The organism is Oscillibacter sp. (genome assembly GCF_032060045.1).
Classification (GTDB): Bacteria; Bacillota; Clostridia; order Oscillospirales; family Oscillospiraceae; genus Oscillibacter.
In genome coordinates, this window is sequence record NZ_DAMBZJ010000025.1 from 19538 (window position 1) to 36366 (window position 16829).

The 16829-nt window shown below is 44.9% G+C and carries 18 protein-coding genes, 6 tRNA genes and 1 pseudogene; 11 read left to right on the forward strand and 14 right to left on the reverse strand.

What is annotated here, in order from left to right:
* Nucleotides 1–19: 19 nt before the first annotated feature.
* The 4 genes from RT018_RS10895 to RT018_RS10910 form a co-directional block, all read right to left on the reverse strand.
* Nucleotides 20–910 (reverse strand): YafY family protein, encoded by an 891-nt coding sequence (locus RT018_RS10895; RefSeq protein WP_312941843.1) that lies wholly within the window; start codon nt 908–910, stop codon nt 20–22.
* 183 nt (nt 911–1093) lie between these two features.
* Nucleotides 1094–1969, reverse strand: a complete 876-nt coding sequence (locus RT018_RS10900) for an AraC family transcriptional regulator (RefSeq protein ID WP_312941846.1) — start codon at nt 1967–1969, stop codon at nt 1094–1096.
* An 83-nt stretch (nt 1970–2052) separates the two neighbouring features.
* Complete coding sequence (locus tag RT018_RS10905; RefSeq protein ID WP_312941849.1) at nt 2053–2745, reverse strand: DNA alkylation repair protein; 693 nt, start codon at nt 2743–2745, stop codon at nt 2053–2055.
* A 46-nt stretch (nt 2746–2791) separates the two neighbouring features.
* Nucleotides 2792–3961: a GNAT family N-acetyltransferase gene (locus RT018_RS10910; RefSeq protein WP_312941852.1), complete on the reverse strand. Its 1170-nt coding sequence runs from the start codon at nt 3959–3961 to the stop codon at nt 2792–2794.
* 142 nt (nt 3962–4103) lie between these two features.
* Here RT018_RS10910 and RT018_RS10915 point away from each other — a divergent pair.
* Together RT018_RS10915 and RT018_RS10920 are read left to right on the forward strand one after the other, a co-directional pair.
* A pseudogene (locus tag RT018_RS10915) lies at nt 4104–4256 on the forward strand (BlaI/MecI/CopY family transcriptional regulator); the annotation flags it as partial.
* An 89-nt stretch (nt 4257–4345) separates the two neighbouring features.
* Nucleotides 4346–4612, forward strand: a complete 267-nt coding sequence (locus tag RT018_RS10920) for a hypothetical protein (protein WP_312941857.1) — start codon at nt 4346–4348, stop codon at nt 4610–4612.
* A 208-nt stretch (nt 4613–4820) separates the two neighbouring features.
* On the opposite strand, the gene RT018_RS10925 is transcribed toward RT018_RS10920, so the two are convergent.
* The 6 genes from RT018_RS10925 to RT018_RS10950 all read right to left on the reverse strand — a co-directional run bounded on the left by RT018_RS10925 (nt 4821) and on the right by RT018_RS10950 (nt 9132).
* Nucleotides 4821–6158 carry an MATE family efflux transporter gene (locus tag RT018_RS10925; protein ID WP_312941859.1) on the reverse strand — a complete coding sequence of 446 codons (1338 nt, stop codon included), beginning with the start codon at nt 6156–6158 and terminating at the stop codon, nt 4821–4823.
* Between the two features lie 75 nt (nt 6159–6233).
* Complete coding sequence (locus tag RT018_RS10930; protein WP_312941861.1) at nt 6234–7067, reverse strand: AraC family transcriptional regulator; 834 nt, start codon at nt 7065–7067, stop codon at nt 6234–6236.
* 291 nt (nt 7068–7358) lie between these two features.
* Entirely contained in the window at nt 7359–7991 is a 633-nt protein-coding gene (locus RT018_RS10935) for a CatB-related O-acetyltransferase (RefSeq protein ID WP_312941863.1), read from the reverse strand.
* A 113-nt stretch (nt 7992–8104) separates the two neighbouring features.
* Nucleotides 8105–8389: a putative quinol monooxygenase gene (locus RT018_RS10940; protein ID WP_312941866.1), complete on the reverse strand. Its 285-nt coding sequence runs from the start codon at nt 8387–8389 to the stop codon at nt 8105–8107.
* 108 nt (nt 8390–8497) lie between these two features.
* Nucleotides 8498–8941: a hypothetical protein gene (locus tag RT018_RS10945; protein WP_312941869.1), complete on the reverse strand. Its 444-nt coding sequence runs from the start codon at nt 8939–8941 to the stop codon at nt 8498–8500.
* Nucleotides 8938–9132, reverse strand: coding sequence for a helix-turn-helix transcriptional regulator (locus tag RT018_RS10950; RefSeq protein WP_397360180.1), 195 nt, complete (start codon nt 9130–9132; stop codon nt 8938–8940). Before RT018_RS10950 ends, RT018_RS10945 begins: the two co-directional genes overlap by 4 nt.
* 356 nt (nt 9133–9488) lie before the next feature.
* Between RT018_RS10950 and RT018_RS10955 the strand changes: the two genes are divergently transcribed.
* The 3 genes from RT018_RS10955 (at nt 9489) to RT018_RS10965 (ending at nt 13536) form a co-directional block, all read left to right on the forward strand.
* Nucleotides 9489–10307: a MerR family transcriptional regulator gene (locus tag RT018_RS10955; protein WP_312941874.1), complete on the forward strand. Its 819-nt coding sequence runs from the start codon at nt 9489–9491 to the stop codon at nt 10305–10307.
* A gap of 279 nt (nt 10308–10586) precedes the next feature.
* On the forward strand, nt 10587–11438 hold the full coding sequence (locus RT018_RS10960; protein ID WP_312941877.1) for a helix-turn-helix domain-containing protein: 852 nt from the start codon (nt 10587–10589) through the stop codon (nt 11436–11438).
* On the forward strand, nt 11431–13536 hold the full coding sequence (locus tag RT018_RS10965; RefSeq protein ID WP_312941880.1) for an ATP-binding domain-containing protein: 2106 nt from the start codon (nt 11431–11433) through the stop codon (nt 13534–13536). The genes RT018_RS10960 and RT018_RS10965 overlap by 8 nt, the downstream gene beginning before the upstream one ends.
* Nucleotides 13537–13672: 136 nt before the next feature.
* Here the strand turns inward: RT018_RS10965 and RT018_RS10970 are convergent, their stop codons facing one another.
* The 3 genes from RT018_RS10970 to RT018_RS10980 all read right to left on the reverse strand — a co-directional run bounded on the left by RT018_RS10970 (nt 13673) and on the right by RT018_RS10980 (nt 15055).
* Nucleotides 13673–14023: a hypothetical protein gene (locus RT018_RS10970; RefSeq protein ID WP_312941883.1), complete on the reverse strand. Its 351-nt coding sequence runs from the start codon at nt 14021–14023 to the stop codon at nt 13673–13675.
* Nucleotides 14010–14717, reverse strand: a complete 708-nt coding sequence (locus RT018_RS10975) for a tetratricopeptide repeat protein (RefSeq protein ID WP_312941886.1) — start codon at nt 14715–14717, stop codon at nt 14010–14012. Before RT018_RS10975 ends, RT018_RS10970 begins: the two co-directional genes overlap by 14 nt.
* 167 nt (nt 14718–14884) lie before the next feature.
* Nucleotides 14885–15055, reverse strand: coding sequence for a hypothetical protein (locus tag RT018_RS10980; protein WP_312941889.1), 171 nt, complete (start codon nt 15053–15055; stop codon nt 14885–14887).
* 111 nt (nt 15056–15166) lie between these two features.
* On the opposite strand from RT018_RS10980, the gene RT018_RS10985 reads away from it, so the two are divergent.
* Complete coding sequence (locus RT018_RS10985; RefSeq protein ID WP_312941891.1) at nt 15167–15340, forward strand: hypothetical protein; 174 nt, start codon at nt 15167–15169, stop codon at nt 15338–15340.
* Between the two features lie 78 nt (nt 15341–15418).
* On the opposite strand, the gene RT018_RS10990 is transcribed toward RT018_RS10985, so the two are convergent.
* Nucleotides 15419–15507 (reverse strand) — tRNA-Ser (locus tag RT018_RS10990).
* A gap of 431 nt (nt 15508–15938) precedes the next feature.
* Here RT018_RS10990 and RT018_RS10995 point away from each other — a divergent pair.
* The 5 genes from RT018_RS10995 (at nt 15939) to RT018_RS11015 (ending at nt 16441) form a co-directional block, all read left to right on the forward strand.
* Nucleotides 15939–16013, forward strand: a tRNA-Gly gene (locus tag RT018_RS10995).
* 6 nt (nt 16014–16019) lie between these two features.
* Nucleotides 16020–16096: transfer RNA gene (locus tag RT018_RS11000), tRNA-Arg, on the forward strand.
* A 51-nt stretch (nt 16097–16147) separates the two neighbouring features.
* Nucleotides 16148–16223, forward strand: a tRNA-His gene (locus tag RT018_RS11005).
* A gap of 55 nt (nt 16224–16278) precedes the next feature.
* Nucleotides 16279–16353, forward strand: a tRNA-Gln gene (locus RT018_RS11010).
* Nucleotides 16354–16365: 12 nt separating this feature from the next.
* Nucleotides 16366–16441: transfer RNA gene (locus RT018_RS11015), tRNA-Lys, on the forward strand.
* Nucleotides 16442–16829 lie beyond the last annotated feature (388 nt).

Sequence of the window (16829 nt, forward strand, 5' to 3'; positions counted from 1 at the left end):
ATAACATGACAACAGTGCGTCATGTTTTTCTTCGTTCTTTCTCCAGCATCGCGGTAATATGCTCGGGACAAAGTACCGTTACCTCCCGGCCAAACGAACGCAAAAAGCCGTACAGCCAGTCATCCTCCGGCAACTGGACAAGCACATGACAGGTGCCGTCGTCATTGCGCTGGATGCAGTCCTCGTCAAATTCATCGTAAACCCGATAGGCGGCCCGTGCCGAAAACTCCAGCTCCAGCTCGATGAGAGAGGGTGGAACAGTATCCGTGGATTCAATGGAGGGCGGGCTGTATTGCCCCGGGGGAAAATGCTCGTCTGCCAATGAAGCATGCAGAATGCGGTTAATTTTAAAGGTGCGGTAGTCCTGCCGTTCCAGACAATAGCTTTGTAGATACCACGCCTTTGATTTGAAAACCAGCTTCAAGGGACATACCGTCCGGTGACTTTCTTTCCCGTAAGTGCTTACGTAATCAAAATTGATTACGCGCCTTTCCAAAATCCCGGCTTTTAGCAGCGCAAATCGTCGGTTATCCTGCGCGCCTTGCCCCCATCGGGAAAAGTCCACCTGAAGCCACTCCGTCTCCGTCCTCTGAAACAGCTTCTCAAGCTTTGAGAGCGTCTCTTTGGCATCGGTATTTCCAACTGCGGCCAGACTTTGCAGGGCAATCAAAATCTGATTTTGCTCCTCCCCGCTCAGCGCCGCCTTGTTGAGCACACAGCCGTCCAGAAGCGAGATACCGCCCCCCTTGCCCTGCGTGGTATAAACCGGAATACCAGCGGATGAAAGGATATCAATATCCCGCAGGATTGTGCGCCCCGACACTTCAAATCGCGCCGCCAGCTCTTTCGCCGTCATGGTCTTCCGATCCAGCAGCAGATATACAATTTGAAACAACCTGTCAATCTGCATTTTCATCCCCCTTTGCTAGTATACCACAAAACGCGACATCCTGACGACATGTTATGGATAGTTATGTTCGCAAAAACGCATGCGCTCCGTTTTGCAGGCGCAGTGCTTTCACGTAAGCAGTGTGTTCCTTGAAAAAGGGCAGAGCGGATATCCGCTCTGCCCAAAATCAATTTCAGGATATTCTCAACGTTTGACCGCTCGAAGCTCAATGTAGCCGCGTACCCCGCGAGGCTCCAATTGAACGCGGGGGTTGGTATCATCCCATATGTAACCGATGACGCTGGGGTCATAGCGGTTCATGGCATGCTGCACGGCGGCAATTGCCGCGCAGTAATCCTCCTCCTGAAACGGTTCTCCCTGAAACATCAGGTATTCCGCCGCGGGTAGGGTAATCGCGTCAAAGCCCTCAGGCAGACTGGCGTGATCGTCGGCAGCCACCTCCACCCCCTGCACGTAGGTGGATGTATTTGGTTTTTTGTATGCTTGCGGCAGCCAGAGGCACACCGGCTCCCCGCAAAGGGAATCCATGCTGGTAAGCAATCCCCACACATCGCAGCCTACTTCCTCGCAATATGCAAAGTAATCCTCCGCGTTGATTCCCCGTTTAATGATCACCTTCCGCTCTGGTTTTTGAATGACCTGAACAAATACGCTCTGCAAATTTTCCATGTCGCTCACTTCCTTTCTCAGTTCTCGGAATTTGACTCCGTAAGGAATGAAAAGAGTGACGGGAACAGGGTTTTTTGCGTACTCACCAGGGTTGCAGCCAAACTCTCGGCGGAATGCACGCTGGTAGCCATCCACACTGCCAAAGCCCAAATCGTATGCCACATCAATCACGCGGCAATCCTCTTGTTTCAGCCGCAAAGCGGATTTGGACAGCCGCAGGCGGCGGATATACTCCGTGGGTGTTTGTCCGGTATAGGACTGAAACAGCCGGTAAGAATGCCACGGAGAAAACAACGATTCTTTTGACAAATCGGATAGGAAAATTTCCTGCTCCAGATGCGTCTGGATATAATCCTGCATCCGCTGGACTGCCAGCACCTGTTCGTTCACACTTCTCACCTCCTGCAGCAAGTTTACCTTGCTGAGAAAGAATTCTCTCGACTATTCTTGCTGTTTCAGTTCTTTTTAAACGTTCACTTCACCCGCAGAGCGCGAAGATGCCTTTTCTGCTCATCCGTAATGCGGTAGCTCTCCACGGCCTTTTGAATCGCCTTATTGTGAACCCATTTGTCCAGTCGATGTTGCTCAATATAAGGAATTACGGAATCCCACTGCTTGGCCAGCGCCGTTGCGAAGTACCACGCGATCATCATATTGACGTAGTATTCCTCTGAGCGAATAGCCGCCACCCAGCTGAGATGCTCCGGTGAAAAATCTTCATCCAGAAAGTGTGTCATCAGCATCCCGATGCCAAATCGAATGGTGTACGTGCGCTCGGACGCCATCCATCTCCGAATTTCTTTTAAAAGCTCCGAACGGTATTTTTTGAACACTTTGGGGCTAATCAGGTCGCAGGTTGCCCAGTTGTCAACATAGGGCAAAAAGGCGTCAATCGCCACCACCGCGGCGCTGTAGTCCTTAATCTGCTCCACCAGAAAACCGTGCAGATTATTTTCATCGTAATATTGATGGGGAAGCGTATTCAAAAATTCCGCCGTTTCGGATTCTTTGAAAAGCTCTTTAGCCAGTTTCCGCAGTTCGGGCGTGCGCACGCCAATGACCCGCTCTGGTGCTACCGTAGGCATCAGTTTGCATTGAAACTCCTTGTACTTCAGGTCTTGCAAGGCAAACAGCCGGGACAGAACTCCTGTCTTTATAACATCCATAATGGCACACTCCATAATTATATTAAAATCCCGTTAAAATGACAAATCACAGGACTTGCCTTCGAAGCACAAACACCTGTGCGGGTCCTTCAAATTCCTCTGTCAGCGCTCCCGCTTCAAAGCCCATATGCCGATAGAAGGATCTGGCAGCAACACCCCTTGGTTCGCCTTCCCGGAACGTGGTTAAAGTGATATCCCTTTCCGGATCTGCCAGCGGCAGTATATAGCCAACCAGCTCTTGGGCAATGTGCTGGCGCTGATAGCGATCATCCACCGCCAGATAGCACAGCCTATTCTCCGCCCAAGAAAACAGCAAAGCGCCCACAATTCTGTCACCATCTTTTGCGCAGATGGCGCCATTTTCCTCCATAAACCGCAGCACCGTCTCCCGGTGCTCCGAGAGCGCCGCCTCTGTTTCTAATCCAGGGAAACGCTTCCGCAGCCGCCTCACCAGTTGCATCCAATGATCAATGTCCTCAGAAGTGGCCTGTGCAATGTCAGGGGTGCGTCCCGCACTTTTAATCTCTATCTGTTTTCTTTCCCATGCCTGCAAAAACGTCAGTTGCTCCGGCGTGTGAAACCAATGTTCTCCGTTTTCCATCACGGACAGATTACAGCCAAACTGACGCACAAACGCTTCGATTGTCCCTCGGTCGGTCAGGTTGTCCTGTCCGGCATAGAGAATCGCCGTTGGAGCAGTCCACTTTTCGATGGGGTGGGCTTTTGAATATTGGAGATAGTCCCACGAAAGCGTTTCACCAAAATCAGTGGGAATTTTGCCCTCCTTCTCCAACCGGGCTTCATCCACAGCCGCCCATTGCATCATGTTTTGAATCAGCTTTTTCATATCAACCACCGGCGAAACAAACAACACTTGTTCCGGCGGTGTATCCGCAAAGGCCAGCATGGAAAACCATGCTCCGATGCTGTTGGCGCGAAGCGAAACGTGTGCCCAGCGCTGTCTGAGAACCACCATAACCTCCCGCAGCTCCGGCACCACGCGCCATGGGTCAAAGCCCTCCGCGGTCTTTCGCTCGCCGTGCTCGGGAAGATCAACGGCCAGCACCTGTGCACCGCCGAGACAGGCGTTTTCCGCAAAGGCTTCCGCTTCCTCTTTGTATCCGTTCTTACCATGGACGAACAGCCAAACCCGATCGGAAGGCTCACCATACAAAACGGCCGGAATATCATATATCTGAACGTTTGTCACCGTCATTGAAACACCCCTTTTTTTACATTACAGCTTGGAGTTGTTTTTTTATCATAGCACAGGCTATTATGAATCACAATCATACTGGGGTGCCCAAAACCCCGCATTTTTTTCTTTTTAGAAACTATATACACTTGTCTCTGTAACCACCAGTATGTTGATGGAGCAGTTGAAAAACAAAAAAGAATGGAGGCTGCAAACACTGATCGCCCTTTTACTGCGTCTTGTTGATCGGGGATTTTTACGCACCGAAAAAAGCGGCAAGGAGCGTACCCATTATCCTTTCGTGGAAAAGAACTGAAAGCCTCTGATCTGGATGAATTGTCAAGCTGGCTAAAAAAGCGGGGTGAATAAGCGCTATCCACAAATTTTTATAGCGGGACTAAGGGCGTGAAAAAACGTATCTATGCCATGATGGACACAAGTAAAAAGCGCTTCTCGCCGGTGCTATTTCTGGTGGTTCTGGTAGTTACCATGTGCGGAACCACCGCCTTTGCTCTATCGCCTGCCACATCGCCTACCCCCAATAATCGCAGCGAGCAGCCGCCCAATCAAACGATGGTCGGACATAGTCCAACAAATCTAAATTGGGATGAACACGGAAAGAAACTTCCTTTTGTTTATGAGGGAGGCGAAATGAGTATTCCGCTTGATTGAAATTAAACTATCAACAAAAGTTCATCGGCCAAAATGAGCTATCTCTACAAGACGTTTCCGAGATTGCAATAATTGCTAGTTTTTTGGGTGGCTCTGCCCCTGTACTCCCGGCCTCCTCCAAAAAGCAGGTGAAAGACGTTGTCAATGGGAAAGAGATAGCCACTACACTTTAAGCTTGTGTAGTGGCTATCGTTTTATAAGATGCCAGTTATTCTATGGGAAATCCTTGAGGTTTCTTAGTAGTTTCTTTTCCAATAAAGAACAGTGTCAAAATTAATGTTACCGCTTCTGTGGTTGGGGCAACCAACCATACACCCATCATCCCCAGAAAGACTGGAAGTGTGAAAATACAGATCAGTAGCACAACCAATCCTCGTGCTGAGGAAATAATAGCAGACTCCTTTGCCCTCCCTATAGAGGTAAAGTAAAAAGAAGTAATTGTATTGATTCCTGAAAAGAGAAATGAACCAGCAAAAATTGCGACACCGGAATGTACCATTTTTTGCACCAAATCATTCTTTACAAATAAACCACTGTACCAATCAGCCCCAACCACTACCAGTAAAAGTACCGCCATTCCTGCAATCAATACCATAGTGTTGGTAATTTTGCGCAGACTCTTTGACAGAGAATATTCCTTGGCACCATACGTGAAGCTAATCAGCGGGCTGACCCCTTGCCCAAAACCAATCAGCACCATGCTAAAGATATATGCCACATAGCCCACGATTGTAAATGCAGTTACACCATCAACGCCGATATACTTTAGTATCACAAAGTTATACGCAAACATCGAAATGCTAAGGGACATTTCCCCGATAAACTCTGAACTGCCATTAAGGAGTGTATTTTTAAGCACATCCTTTGAAAAAGTAAACTTATGAAGTTTGTAAACACTTGACTTTTTGATAAAGAAGTAGAGTATGCATAGAAATGTAACCATCGCGGAAAGAAGCGATGCCACTGCAATGCCTTTCACACCAAACCTCATCCAGCGAACAAATAAATAATCTAACAAGCTGTTAAGCAGTACATTCAAAATATTAACCTGCATAAAATATTGCGGTTTTCCCTCTCCACGGATAAACATACCAAAGGATGTGTTTATCACCAGAATGGGAAGCTCTAACAGCAAAATACCATAATAGTCTTTGAAAAATCCTGCTATCTGTCCATCGGCATTTAAAAGATAAAGCATTGGGTCAAGACAGAACCAGACAATCACACTCAGCAAAATTGTTGCAAGCGCTGATGTGAACATCGTTTGATTAAAGACGCTGCTACATCTTTGGGTGTCTTTTCCGCCCAGTGCAATTCCTGCGATTGCCACACCGCCGACTGAAACCATTAATCCTACTGCAAGGTACAAATAAATAATCGGTAAACCTAAGTTTACCGCCGCAAGTCCCTCTGAACCCACATAGTTTCCGATGAAAAAGCCATCTACTACTGTAATCAGAGAGGTTAGTACCATAGCAATAATCGATGGTATCGAGAATTGCAGAATGGTTTTTACTTTGTGATTCTGGATGCTTTCTAAATTCATATTCATTTCCTCCAATCCCTTGATCACATCCCAAGGATAGCAGAGGAAGCAAAAATAAACTTCTGTATTTGTGCTCTATTGAATAGGGATACAGAAATCGATTTCCATATACATGGTATTGCAATCGACTTTTCTGTAAATATCAAAGCCGTATCGTTCGTCAATTTCAAACCCGCATTTCGGCAGCCATACGTTAAAGATGCTTTGATAAGCGGTATAGATCTGCTCCACGGTTCCCTTAAAGTGATAGTCAGCAAACTTGCCACCGATTAGGGTACAGATATTTTCGAGAGCACAGTCATGTGGTGCAGTGATGCACAGATCATACAAGCACTCATCAATATGGGTAATGGAAGGATCATCATAGGTGCGCTCAATCAGCAATGTTTCACTGGTGATGTATTGCTGATATTTTTCTTGGAAGTTGTACCAATGGGTGGATAACTCCCGGTAACTTCCCTTATATCGCTCATAGATTACCCTGTAATCTGCAAGCGTATTGATAGAGATTTTTTTGTTGCATTCTTCAAATGACTCTAAGCTGATATCAGCAATGCAAAACATGGGGTTTGATAAGGATTTTTGTGCAATGCTTCGACGAAATTCAATCGGAGATAGGTCATGATACTGCTTGAAAGCAGAGCTGTAATTTGACGAACTGTACCCATATTTCCAGCCAATATCAGTGATGTTTTTATTTTTTTCAACCTTAATACGAAACGCACTCTGCTCCAGCTTTATACGTTTAATAAACTCATAGATGCTCTCATTGGTTTCTGCTTTAAATAATCTGGAAAAATAGTATTTAGAAAAATTGCAATGAGACGCAACCTCATCAACCGACAAGTCTTGGCTTATGTTATTTAAGATATAGTCTATTGCACGATTGATCCACTCGTTGGTTATCAAACCTTCTCACCCCTGTCTTATTAGATATTTGAAGTATGATTCTATCACAGTAAAATAACATCTTCAAGTAACCAACTATGAACGACAACAACAATCAGAGGATGAGTATCGACCTCTTGTAAGGGCACTGGACGATTGCGAGAAACCTCTTGTGGCACCCTTTTACAAGGATACTCTGGCAGGTGCTGGGGATATAGCGAAAAAAGCAGACAGATTCCTTAATTTCAGAATCTGCCTGCTCACAAAATAAACACTTAACGGTTCCACATTATATCTCTGCTCAGTGAAATTTCAAAGACATAATTTATCAATTTCTCCACTCATGATAGAGGGTAAACGTTGTTGTATCTTATCAAAAGGCCAGTTCCACCAGCCGATCTGCAGCAATTGCTGGATGATACCTTCTTCGTAACGCTTTTTAATTTCTCTCGCTGGAATGCCTCCAACAACTGTATAGGGAGGGACATCTTTTGTTACAACAGCCCTAGTTCCTATAATTGCACCATCACCGATATGAACGCCGGATAAGATTACCGCTTCATAGCCAACCCAAACATCATTCCCAATGATAATATCGCCTTTGTTATCCCAGGCAGAGGCAATTCCCTTTTTATCCAGATCCCATTCGTCAAAGAAAATGGGAAATGGATAGGTTGAAAGCGATTTTTGCGTATGATTGGCACTGGTAAAAAGGAATTTTGCTCCGCAGGCAATGGAGCAGAACTTACCGATGATCAATTTGTCATGATTGACAGGATAGTGATACAACACATTATTCTTTTCAAAATGCACAGGATCGGAAACGAAATCATTGTACATGGTATAATCACCAACAATAATGTTGGGATTTGTGATTACCCCTTTCAGATACACTGTTTCGAGATCATTGGGTCTAGGGTATATTTTTTTATCTGGAATAGTCATAGAACCCTCCTGAACTATTGTTTTTAGTAAACTATTCCTGAAACTACAATGCAAATTTTCATATCATCATCGTCCTCTCATAACCATCTGGACCAATTCATTTTGCCTGTATTTTAAAACAATTTCTTGTAGATGTGAACAGGAAGTTCCTGCTCGTATTCCGCAAGTTTTCCGACCAAGTCAATAAAATGAGGTGTCTTTGTGTGGTGATGCAGCGCTTCTTCATCTTCCCATTCTTCAATTAAGGTTAGGCTATTGGGATTATCAAGCGTCTGAAACAGTTCATAAGAAATGCATCCCTGTTCTTTTACGGTTTCCGTTACCAGCAGCTCGTACAGATGTAGCGCATCCGATAGATGGTTCTTTTTAATAATACTTGGTGCAATTACTTTTATCATTCGTGGCTCTCCTTAACAATCATACTTTTTCTTTTTAATTTTAGCATTGCAGGAAGTTGTCTGCAACAATGATGATCACATCCGCATATAGCCATTATAAAATCTCGTTTAATATTTGTTATCAAGATGTTTGAATATAAGAATGCCCGCAACATATTGAAACGCAAAATATCCACCTAAATATATAACAATTAAATGCGTGTTTTTAATCACTTCTAATTGTCCCAATATTGAAAAAACTATTATGGATATGCTGATAATAACTAATCCCAGCAAATAAGCATATCTTCCTGATTTATCTCGTAATTTTTCTTTACGCTCATCCTGTAATTCAATACTCTCATTTTCTAAACGCTCTGCATATTTCTTTTTATTCTTGGGAGCAGTCCAATAAAAGTATTTAAACGATTCCAGAATGCCAGGTACAATCAGAGCACCAGATAGTCCAAATAAGAGATTGTTTAATTTTGTATCAAGCATTAATGCCACAATAATGCAAGCGACACCACCTAATACAAACAGCAATCCAGATAGTAAGTGACTTTTTCTCATTCTTTTCCCCTTTCATGAATAAAAATTTCTTCTATGGGCTTCTCAAAAAAATCCGATATGATAAATGCAAGATCCAACGATGGGTTGTATTTTCCATTTTCGATGGAACTAATCGTTTGCCTTGAAACTCGGATTGCTTTTGCAAGCTCTTCTTGATTTAGCCCTCGCTCCTTCCTTAAATGCTCGAGCATATTTTCCAAAGATGCACCTCCTGACCATCTGACAAGTTTCCTTTACATTCCCATTGTACTTCATAAGAACATTTTTGTCAACGTTCCTTTACATTTTCATCTGGAACCCATCCCCCCCCTCTCACCTTTCCTTAATAGAAGCAAGGGGCGTTTTTATGCATTTTCTCTCGTTGAATAGCCGCATTCGCCCTGGAGCACCGCGAAAACACCCTGATGGTCAACGCTCTGGAGTATACGCCAAGCTTATTCGCAAAGGCGGGTGGACGATAATTTTAGAATTCCTGTTGACTCTCCCATTATGGTATACTCTATACTGTAGATGAGCTCAAAAACCACATATATGTGAGGAAATAAACATGCTGAAAATAGGTGACTTTTCAAAACTATCAAGGATTAGTATTCGGATGCTGCGGCATTACGATGAAATTGGTCTGCTGATGCCAAAAAACATCGATACCTTTACCGCTTATCGCTATTATGCGGAGGATCAACTACCGATGGCGGCACGAATCGTGGCGCTGAAGGATATGGGATTCAGCCTTTCCACTATCACTGAAATCCTCAAAAGCTATGAAAATCCGCAAGCGTTGGCCGAATATCTGGCGGTAAAGCAGTCCGAAGTACAGGCCGAAGCAGAGGAAACCAAACGCCGGTTACTTCTCCTTGACACAGCCATTAAACGGCTAAGAAAGGACGAAACTGCTATGAATTATAATGTAACTGTAAAAACTTTTCCTGAACGCTATGTTGCCAGTGTGCGCAAGGTGATTCCCACCTACGATCAGGAGGGAACGCTGTGGAGTATTCTGATGACAGAAACCGCTTCTCTGGGGATGCAACTTGCCGATAACTGCAACAGCCTCGCTATGTTCCATGATGACGGCTACAAGGAAACAGACGTGGATGTGGAGGTGCAGATGACCGTCAAGGGTCGTTACAAAAATACAGAAAATGTAGTATTCAAGACTGAGCCTGCGGTGCAGATCGCTTCGGCTACCTACAAGGGCAGCTACGATCAGCTCACCGCTGTAAACCAAGCAGTGGCCAGTTGGGTGCAGGATAACGGCTATGAATTTGACGGCATGATGTTCTGCATCTATCATGTCAGTCCCGCCCAAACGCAGAATCCCAACGATTATGTCACCGAGGTCTGCTACTCTGTGAAAAAGAAATAAGTACGTTTCGATTAAAAATACCGTCTGTTTGAAAAAGCAGACGGTATTTTTAATGCTCTTTTTTAGATGCTGGGAGGTGAACGGAAAAATGGATTACATTCCTCGCTGAAATGCCCAATATTCAAGCCCGCTTGATAAAAATAGGACAACAGGAGCTGTTTGGTTTCGCCGAGCAATCGACAACCGAGTCTGCAAAATAATAAAACAGCAAGAATAAGCAAAACAACACTGTGAAAATTTGATAAAATAGAAGCAGTCAGGTGAAAGGGGGTGTTTGCTATGAACAACAATCGTATCGCAAAAATTGTGACAGCAATAGAATTTATAGAAACACATCTAACCGAGAAAATTGATTTGGACTCGATTGCCGATGCTGTTCATTACTCTAAATATCATCTGCACCGAGTGTTTACCAATACTGTAGGATTAACAATCCATGACTATGTGCAACGCCGCCAACTTACCGAGGCGGCAAAGCTGTTGGTTTTTTCTGAGAAACCAATTATTGAGATTGCTGCGGTAGCTGGATATGAAACACAGCAAGCATTCACTAATATTTTTACGGCTATGTATAAACAGCCGCCTAATCAATATCGGGAAAATGAAAAATTTTACCCGTTACAATTGAAGTTTCACTTGGGGGGAGACTATGGAATGCTTAATCACAAAGAAATGGACAAATGGCATATTACTTTCGCAACACAAGAAGATATTCCCTCTTGGATGGACTTGGTGCGGCTTGTGATTGATGGTTTTCCACATTTACAAGAGGATGAGTATATTTTGGAGCTAAAGCGGCGTATCAATAGCAAGCAGGCGCTGATTTCAAGAGATGGCAAGATTGTGGTTGGGATTATGCTCTTTTCCTATGAAACAGGAAGCATTGACTTTATGGGCACGCACCCACTTTATCGAAATAAGGGATTACCTAAAGCATTTCTTGATAAGGTGATGGGCGAACTTATCAAAGAAAAAGAAATTAGTATTACAACTTATAGAGAAGGCGACAAAGCGGATACCGGACACCGCAAGCTGATTCAGGAATTAGGCTTTGCAGAAGCGGAGCTGCTCATTGAATTCGGTTATCCGACACAACGCTTTATTTTGCCGAAGGAGGCCGCACATGAGTAAAACACAAACCGGCAGGCACGAAACTGTGCCTGCCGTTCTACCTGCTATCCCTTTTCCAGATGAAATTGAACACCTTGCCATGATGAACAAAAAATTAGATGCTGCTGTGCAGGCCGCAAATGACGCTATCGAAAAGATTGACAAGGAATATATGGAGGCCAAGCGATATATGGCGGACTATCGTGGGGAGATTGATCCCCATGAGATGTTTCAGAATGAACTGGCACTAAAACAAATAGACCGAACAGGCGCTTTTGCGGTGGGTATCTGGGAGAAGCTAGCCAAGTTAAAGGAATCTCCCTATTTCGCAAGAATTGATTTCCAGCGAGAGGTCGGGCAAGCGGCAAGTACCCATTACATTGGCCGGTTTGCATTCACCCATGAAAATGAACCACTTATTTTCGATTGGCGAGCGCCTATTGCAAGCATGTTCTACGACTGCGAGGTCGGCCTTGCAGGGTATGATGCACCGATGGGCAGAATCGAGGGGGAACTAACACGCAAGCGTCAGTTTAAAGTGAAAAATGGAATTTTGGAATATGCGCTGGAAAGCTCGGTCAATATCCAAGATGATGTTTTACAACGGGAGCTTTCCCACACCTCGGATGAAAAAATGAAGTCCATTATCGCCACCATCCAAAAGGAGCAGAACCAAATCATCCGGAGCGAAAAGTCCGGGACCATGATTATCCAAGGGGTGGCTGGTTCGGGAAAAACCTCCATTGCTCTCCATCGAATTGCGTTCCTACTTTATCGATTCAAGGACAAGCTATCGGCACGCAATGTTACCATTTTATCCCCCAACAAGGTGTTTGGTGATTACATCTCCACTGTTTTGCCGGAGCTTGGTGAAGAACCCATCTGCGAGCTGAGCTTTCCGGATATTGCCGATGTGCAGCTTGAAGGTGTCGTTCGCTTTGAACAAGACAAAGATCCCTTGGAAACAGCCGATACAAAATGGGCGGAACGGGTGCGTTTTAAATCCACGTTGGAGTTTGTGCGGCAGATGGAACGGTATCTAGTCGAAGTTCCCTCTCTAATCTTTAAATCCGCTGACTATTCCTTTGGACGTTTTTCAGTAACAGTAGACTGGATACAGGCTCGTTTTTGCGCCTATCAAAGTTACCCCATTAAGAAACGACTGGTAATGATCGCAGATGATATTCATGACCGCTTTACATCGGAAAATTATATGGACGATGATGTGCCAAGGGCAAAAGTGGTCTTAAAAAGTTTAACAGCCATGCTTAAAATCAAAAACACCCTTGCGCTATATAAACATTTTTATCAGTGGCTGGGGCGCCCTGATTTGCTTGTTTTGCCGAAGAAACAGACTTTGGAATGGGCGGATGTATTTCCGTTTCTCTATCTCCACGGAGCCATGGAAGGCTTAAAGGAAAGTAAGCTCATCAAGCATTTAGTGATTGATGAAATGCAGGACTATACCCCAATTCAGTATGCCGTCATCAACCGCCTGTTTCCTTGCCAGAAAACAATTTTGGGTGACTTCGGGCAGTTTATCAATCCAAACCATCTGAACAATTTAACGCAACTACAGGAACTATATAGCGATGCGAGCTTGGTAGAGCTAAACAAAAGTTACCGTTCCACCTATGAAATCATCACGTTTGCAAGGGATATTGGGCAAGTGGCAAAGCTGGAGCCGATGGAGCGGCACGGAGATGTTCCCCTGGTGATTTCCTGCGCAGACCAGCATGATGAGTTGACCAAAATCAGAAAAATGCTAGATGTCTTTATACGGGGCAGTGGGGTTTCCCTTGGCATCATCTTAAAAACCAATCGTGCTGCCAAAAAGTTGTACGATCTGCTCACACAGGATTATGAAATTCAATTGATTTCCCCTGACAGCACCCGCTTTGTAAACGGTATTTCTGTCACCTCCATCCAGATGTCAAAGGGATTAGAGTTTGACGAGGTGATTGTTGCTGATGTAGACAGCAATACCTACCACACCGAATACGACAGATGCCTTCTCTACATTGCCTGCACAAGAGCGATGCACAAGCTTGCGCTTTTCTATACAGGAGAGCCGTCCCCCCTGCTCCTCAGGCAAAAAGAAGAATCCACACATAAGTGATAGGTGGACATTGGGCCTATTGAAGCAGCCAGATCAAGCGCAATCGCTATGTGCTTATTCCAAAGCCGGTTTACAGTGAGCTGTTCAATTTCGTGCAGAAGATATTGTAACTCAAAGGGCATGAGGAACGATGAAATCACCGTTCTTCATGCCCCTTTTCGTTACATTCTGTCAGACGTTTTTCCAACGCAGCCACTTGTTTTTCCAATTTTTTTGGGGACAAGTCATGATACATCTCCCGGAAAACCTCGTAGCGATGGTAGAGTGTTTCTCGCCGTGGCGGAAAGGCAATCGTTTTTTTACCAATGACCATGCCGTCCAACTCTCTGCGGCAAATTTCATCATCCAAAGTCGCCATGTAGAAGCAGGTCTTTTGAAACTCCAATCGCCATTGCTTACGATGCTTTAAGAAACAAGTTACTCCCGTAAGGCCTGCCCCTACACCGAGAAAAGCCACCAGACTATTCCGGAATTTAATTCGATTCATCCGAGAGCTTCTCCTCCAAATATTCAAAATCCGCTTGCAAGCGAGAATCAGACCATTTCTCGCGAGCGGTAGCTAAAAGCTCCTTTGCTTGGTCGAACTCTCCTTGTTCTATCAGAGCAAATACGTCCAGCACCGCTACATTGCCCCCGTAAAGCTTTACCGATAAGGGGGAAGCAAACAGCTTTTGACTGCGTTGATAGAGTGCCATTGCCTTTTCTGTCTGTCCATCATAAAAATAGCAGACACACAGATTGATGTGGTACACCAGCTTGAACGCATGATAGAGCCGTGCATTCTCCAGACTTTTTAATAACTCGATTGCTTTTTTGTACTCCTTCAGGTCGCAATACCCTGCTGACAGATTCAGAGTAAACAGATTTTGCAGATGCCGACCCTTTGCCTTTTGGCGCAGTTCCTCCACTGCTTGGATATACTCCCGGGGCTTGCCTTGCTGCAAAAAGAGTGCAGCTGTTTTCATCTTTTTTTGAAAGTGGCGGTGATAAAAATGGTTAAATAAAACCGCCGCTGCCACAACGGCTACAGCAAATATCCAGTAGTATCGCATGAAAATTTCTTCCGGAATGTGTAGTGCCTGTTGGACCACCAAAAGCGCAAGACCCATTGCCACACCAATGCCAATCACTTTTAAAATACGCTTCATATTTATTTCCTCTCTAAGCTCTGCCACATCCACGCCAATGGCTCACCATGCCCCTCGTAAGCACACGGTTGCAAATCGTGCGGTTGATCCTGTGTTCTAAGAACGGCTGCATGATGCTGGATGAATTTTGTGCAGAGCAGAAAACCGCGGCATGGCGTTTGACTCCATGTCGCTGTAATTACTTCAAAACGCTGATTTTTTTACTTATTATTCTTATCTATTGAGCCATGCGCTTTTTCATATTCATCGACACAATTTCGGATAAGAATGAGGATCTGGCTGTTTGCAGACCTCCCTTCATAGTCTGCTACAACGTGTAACTTGTTTAACAATTCATCATCAATCCGAATAGAAAGGCTTTTTGTAGCCATATAATCACCTCAAAATAAATTTAATATATATTTATTTTAAGCTCATTTTATGTTACTATACAGAGATGGATATGAAATGTATCTAAATTGCATTCATCGGAGGCGCTACATATGCCAGACTATAAAGAAATGTATCTTAAGATGTTTCGGGCCTCGGAAGAGGCTATCAATATCTTGATCACAGCTCAGCAAGAGTGTGAGGAATTGTACATCAATCAACCTGAACCTGAATTAAAAATAGTTCCGTTATTGTCAGAAAAAAAGAAAAGCGCGGATGAGGAATGATTCCAAATCCACTCCTTGGCCATTGACGCAAAAAAGAACCGTCGTAAGACAGTTCATTTTTTGTGGGCAAAAACCCGTTGGCGGAGACGGTGAGATTCGAACTCACGTGCCCTTGCGGACAACCTGATTTCGAGTCAGGCTCGTTATGACCACTTCGATACGTCTCCATATTTTATTTTAACACACAAAGCCTTTCGTAGAAGTCAAGGCAACGTGTAGAAAAACCGTAGAAATCACTTAAAAGCTAAATTTTTAAAATGCCGCGAACCCGTAGAAACTAATGGGTTTCCGGCGTTTTAAAGTCAACTGACCGAGTGGATTTCCAGTCAAGCCCGTTATGACCACGTCAACAGCATCCTGAGGTTCATCCCTCTCTAAGGCGCAGACGCAATCCAATCCTATATAAGCATCTGCCTGTGTCTGCGTTTTCCTGGATGGTTATTATGACACACTTTTTAAAAAGTTGCAAGCCCCCTGATTCAGGCAATAAACTTTTTTCCTTAAGTGGCAAAAAAACTTAAAAACTCCGTCTTCCCGCTTGACAGCATGTGTATTTCGTGCTATCATACCTAAGCTGACGTTTCCATGGAGGGCTCGCGCAGGTGTAGCACAATGGTCAGGGCACCAGCCTTCCAAGCTGGGGATGCGAGTTCGATTCTCGTCACCTGCTCCAAAACACGCGCCAGTAGCTCAGGTGGATAGAGCAACTGCCTTCTAAGCAGTAGGCCAGGGGTTCGAATCCCTTCTGGCGTACCAGCTCCCTATGGTTTCATCATCAGTAAGACCGTGCGGATTCATCAATATGTGGTGGGTGTAGTTCAATTGGTAGAGCACCGGATTGTGGTTCCGGCTGTCGCGGGTTCGAGTCCCGTCACCCACCCCAGAATGAGCGAAGGGGATCGGGCTTGCCCCGGTTCTCTTCGTTTTCGCTTCCATCTTGGGGCGTAGCCAAGTGGTAAGGCAAGGGACTTTGACTCCCTCATCCGCTGGTTCGAGTCCAGCCGTCCCAGCCACTTTTTTCGCATGATCCGGTAGCTCAGTCGGCAGAGCAACTGCCTTTTAAGCAGTGGGTCCGGGGTTCGAATCCCCGCCGGGTCACCACATTGCCGCGAACAGAAATCTGTTCGCGGCGACGTTTTTATTTCGTTAAAATTTATTGCCTATCCCCAGAATCGGACAGTGGACGGACGCTTGCAGGCTTGCAAACACACAAGCCACGGATATTATAGAGAGCTCCCGGAAACCACTGTGGTTTCCGGGTTTTTTAGTATACCCTTATTTTGTGCACCGCAGCGCTCAATGATATTGTCACAAAGAATTGGGTACACTCACTAAGGTACGGAAAGTGTGCCACCGGGGGTTCAGTATTGACAAATCCTGTATAATTCGTAAACTAGTAATAGGATCAGCCGCTCGCCGTCTTTTGGCGAACGGCTTTTGATAAATGATTCCGTTTTCTTGCCTCCCCGAGACGCGCCGCCGGCTATAG

What these genes read in the sequence shown, in the direction of transcription:
- RT018_RS10895 (WP_312941843.1), bottom strand. Translation starts at nt 910, where the DNA reads ATGCAGATTGACAGGTTGTTTCAAATTGTATATCTGCTGCTGGATCGG.
- RT018_RS10905 (WP_312941849.1), bottom strand. Translation starts at nt 2,745, where the DNA reads ATGGATGTTATAAAGACAGGAGTTCTGTCCCGGCTGTTTGCCTTGCAA.
- RT018_RS10910 (WP_312941852.1), bottom strand. Translation starts at nt 3,961, where the DNA reads ATGACGGTGACAAACGTTCAGATATATGATATTCCGGCCGTTTTGTAT.
- RT018_RS10925 (WP_312941859.1), bottom strand. Translation starts at nt 6,158, where the DNA reads ATGAATTTAGAAAGCATCCAGAATCACAAAGTAAAAACCATTCTGCAA.
- RT018_RS10935 (WP_312941863.1), bottom strand. Translation starts at nt 7,991, where the DNA reads ATGACTATTCCAGATAAAAAAATATACCCTAGACCCAATGATCTCGAA.
- RT018_RS10940 (WP_312941866.1), bottom strand. Translation starts at nt 8,389, where the DNA reads ATGATAAAAGTAATTGCACCAAGTATTATTAAAAAGAACCATCTATCG.
- RT018_RS10945 (WP_312941869.1), bottom strand. Translation starts at nt 8,941, where the DNA reads ATGAGAAAAAGTCACTTACTATCTGGATTGCTGTTTGTATTAGGTGGT.
- RT018_RS10950 (WP_397360180.1), bottom strand. Translation starts at nt 9,132, where the DNA reads ATGCTCGAGCATTTAAGGAAGGAGCGAGGGCTAAATCAAGAAGAGCTT.
- RT018_RS10955 (WP_312941874.1), top strand. Translation starts at nt 9,489, where the DNA reads ATGCTGAAAATAGGTGACTTTTCAAAACTATCAAGGATTAGTATTCGG.
- RT018_RS10960 (WP_312941877.1), top strand. Translation starts at nt 10,587, where the DNA reads ATGAACAACAATCGTATCGCAAAAATTGTGACAGCAATAGAATTTATA.
- RT018_RS10965 (WP_312941880.1), top strand. Translation starts at nt 11,431, where the DNA reads ATGAGTAAAACACAAACCGGCAGGCACGAAACTGTGCCTGCCGTTCTA.
- RT018_RS10970 (WP_312941883.1), bottom strand. Translation starts at nt 14,023, where the DNA reads ATGAATCGAATTAAATTCCGGAATAGTCTGGTGGCTTTTCTCGGTGTA.
- RT018_RS10980 (WP_312941889.1), bottom strand. Translation starts at nt 15,055, where the DNA reads ATGGCTACAAAAAGCCTTTCTATTCGGATTGATGATGAATTGTTAAAC.
- RT018_RS10985 (WP_312941891.1), top strand. Translation starts at nt 15,167, where the DNA reads ATGCCAGACTATAAAGAAATGTATCTTAAGATGTTTCGGGCCTCGGAA.